Raw genomic sequence first — 2,989 nt, 5'->3', positions numbered from 1 at the left:
CCTTGCCGCGACCGGTGCCGCCGCGACGGCGGCGGGAGCGGGCGGCGGGGCAGCGCGGAGCTTGTCTACGGCGTCGCTGAGCCTGGCGAGTTTGGCGGCGGGTTCAGCCTGCGCCCTCTCGACCTTGTCGAGACGGTCGCTGATCGTGCTGAACTGGTTCGCGCCCGTGTTGGCGGTCTTTTCGACGCTGGCCGTGAGCGCCAGAATATTGGCGTCGATCCGCGCCACGGCGACCGCGAGCGTGCTGTCTTTCGCCGCCGCTGCATCGCCGACGACAAAATGTCCGAGGCCTTCATATCTGAGACCCGCGGTCGCCAGCGCGCCGCCGAGCGCACCGGCCACGGTCGCCAGCGCCGCCACGGCGACCATTGCCGACGCCCCCCGGCGCTTGCCGGACCTCTCCGCCCTGGAGCTGGTGTTGCCACCGTTCCGCGCGCGATCGGCGGGCGACATGATCAAGACCTTGCCGGGGGAGCGCGAGACTTCCGGCTTGGGAGCTTCAACCTTTGGAGCCTCGACCTTGGAAGCTTCCACCTTGGGAGCTTCCACGCTGGCCGCATCCGGCCCGGGCGACGTTTCTTCCTGCTCGGACGCAAGTCTTGGGGGTTGGGCCTCGGCCGTGGCGTCCGCGAAAGCCGTCACCGGCGCGCTCGGCGCGGGCATCCCGGAAGCGGCCGGCCCGGTGCCGACAGACCCGGTTTTACCACTGATGGGCTCGGACTTTTGCTCGCTCACGTTCAAAGTCTCCAGGACTGGTTGACCTTTTGGTAACTTTCATTGCTTGCGGAATCGTTACCGGACGGGAAATTATCGAAATTTTAGGAGCTTTTCAGGGCCGGATTGAGGCCATGTTGCCCTGCGGCAACCGCCCATAGCGCCCGTTTGCGCGGCCGGATTTACCGACTAACATGACCGAAACCAGCCAGAAGGCAGGGGCGCCATGGCCATCGAGAAATGCATCCGTCAATTTGAGGTCGATGACGTCATTTTTGAGGAAGGCTCAACCGGGCGCGAGCTGTTTGTGGTGCTCGACGGCAAGGTCGATATCGCCAAGGTCAACGGCGACCGCAAGACGGTGATCGTCACGCTCGGCAAGGGCGAATTCTTCGGCGAGATGGCGGTGATCGACGGCTCGTCGCGTTCGGCGACCGCGATCGCGGCGGCGCCGAAAACCCGCGTGATGCGGATCAATCACGCCCGCTTCGTCTATCTCGTCAGCCAGCAGCCGGCCTTTGCGCTGATGATCATGGACGCGCTCAGCAAGCGCCTGCGGGCCTCGAACGCCGTCAACTTTCGGGCAGCGGCCAATTCATGAGCGGGCGCAGGCCGAGCCCGTTCAAGACCTTGCTCGACAGCGACGTCTGCACCCTGATCCAGGCGGCGGAGGAGGTCTACCAGATCCGGTTCAAGAGCCGTGCGGCCAACGCCTATCTGGTGCGCGGCAGCAAGCGCACCATCCTGATCGATGTCGGGCTCTCGACCAACTATCCGCATCTCCTGACCTGCCTCGACCATGTCGGCGTGACGCCGGACCAGATCGACATGGTGGTGCTGAGCCACGAACATCTCGATCACATCGGCGCGGCTTGGCATTTCTCCGGCCGCACCTTGATCGCCGCGCACCGTCTCGCCGCCAACAAGATCATGCTGCGCGATGATTTCTCGATGCTGCGCAAGATGTTCAACGAGCCGAACGTGCCGATCAATGTCGACATCTGGCTGGAAGAGGGCAATCTGATCGACCTCGGCAATTTCCGCCTCGATGTGATGCACACGCCGGGCCACACCTCGGCCTGCATCACGCTGTTCGATCAGGACAAGGGACTGCTGTTCGCCGCCGACACCTTGATGCCCGGCGGCGTGATGGGCGGCGTGTTCGGCTCCGGCAGCATCAGTGACTATATCCAGTCGCTGGAGCGGCTGAAGGGCTTGAATTCCACAATCCTGCTGTCCGGTCACGGCCGGCTGTCCGACACGCCGCAGGACGACGTGCGGATCGCCATCCAGCGTTCGCACACGCTGCTGTCGGACACCGCGCAATTGTTCGACGCGCTGGACGCGCGGTCGAATTTCGATCCCATCATGCAATCGGTGCGCGACCTCAACAAGCTCGACGACAGCTGAATGTTTCGTATCGGTTTGACAAATCGGCCGGCGGCCTGTTCAACAGCATCAACAACGATATCCCATAACGAGCAAGGGAGAGAAAAACGCCATGAAGCTTTACGACTCGGTCGGACCGAATCCGCGAATCGTCCGCATGTTCATGGCGGAAAAGGGCATCGAAATGCCCAGGCAGACAGTCGACCTGCGCGGCGGCGAGAACCGGCAGGAAGCCCATTTGAAGCGCAATCCGCACGGCCAGATGCCCGCCCTCGAACTTGATGACGGCAGCTATCTGTCGGAGATTACCGCGATCTGCGAATATCTCGAGGAGAAGAATCCAGAACCCGCGATGATCGGCGCGACGCCGGAAGCACGCGCCGAATGCCGGATGTGGACCCGCCGGGTCGATCTCAACATCTGCGAGCCGCTTGCCAACGGCTATCGCTTCGGCGAGGCGCTGAAATTTTTCGAAAAGCGGATTCCGGTGGCGCCGGAAGCCTCTCCCGGGCTGAAGATGATCGCGGCCGACCGCCTGCAATGGCTCAACGGGCAAATGGCCGGCAAGGATTATCTGTGCGGCAAGCGCTTCACGCTGGCCGACATCCTGCTCTATTGCTGGCTCGATTTCGGCAACCAGGTCGGCCAGCCGCTCGATCCCACCAACACCAACATCGTGGCGTGGATGGCGCGCGTTGCGGAACGGCCGTCGGTGAAGGCATAGGTCTCGTGTCCCGGACGCGGTGCAGCGCGCTTGCGGTGCACCGCAGAGCCGGGACCCACTCGTCGTCGCTGAAACGATGGACCCCGGATCAGCAGCGCACCACGCCGCAAGCGCGGCGCGCTGCGCAGCATCCGGGGAACGGACTTCTGAGAAGGAACAATT

Annotated in this window: 3 protein-coding genes and 1 pseudogene; 3 read left to right on the top strand and 1 reads right to left on the bottom strand. The window is 63.4% G+C overall.

What is annotated here, in order from left to right:
• Positions 1–642, bottom strand: a pseudogene (locus WCE35_RS18390) (hypothetical protein); the annotation flags it as partial.
• Positions 643–940: 298 nt separating this feature from the next.
• Here WCE35_RS18390 and WCE35_RS18385 point away from each other — a divergent pair.
• The 3 genes from WCE35_RS18385 (at position 941) to WCE35_RS18375 (ending at position 2,827) form a co-directional block, all read left to right on the top strand.
• Entirely contained in the window at positions 941–1,315 is a 375-nt protein-coding gene (locus WCE35_RS18385) for a Crp/Fnr family transcriptional regulator (protein ID WP_424594756.1), read from the top strand.
• A complete protein-coding gene (locus WCE35_RS18380; protein WP_424594755.1) occupies positions 1,312–2,124 on the top strand; it encodes an MBL fold metallo-hydrolase in 813 nt (270 codons plus the stop codon). The genes WCE35_RS18385 and WCE35_RS18380 overlap by 4 nt, the downstream gene beginning before the upstream one ends.
• 91 nt (positions 2,125–2,215) lie before the next feature.
• Positions 2,216–2,827, top strand: coding sequence for a glutathione S-transferase family protein (locus WCE35_RS18375; protein WP_424594754.1), 612 nt, complete (start codon positions 2,216–2,218; stop codon positions 2,825–2,827).
• Positions 2,828–2,989 lie beyond the last annotated feature (162 nt).

The organism is Bradyrhizobium sp. (assembly GCF_049691595.1).
In the GTDB taxonomy this organism is placed as follows: Bacteria; Pseudomonadota; Alphaproteobacteria; order Rhizobiales; family Xanthobacteraceae; genus Bradyrhizobium.
The sequence above is the reverse complement of the archived record's forward strand: the minus strand, read 5'-3'. Positions and strand labels throughout refer to the sequence as shown.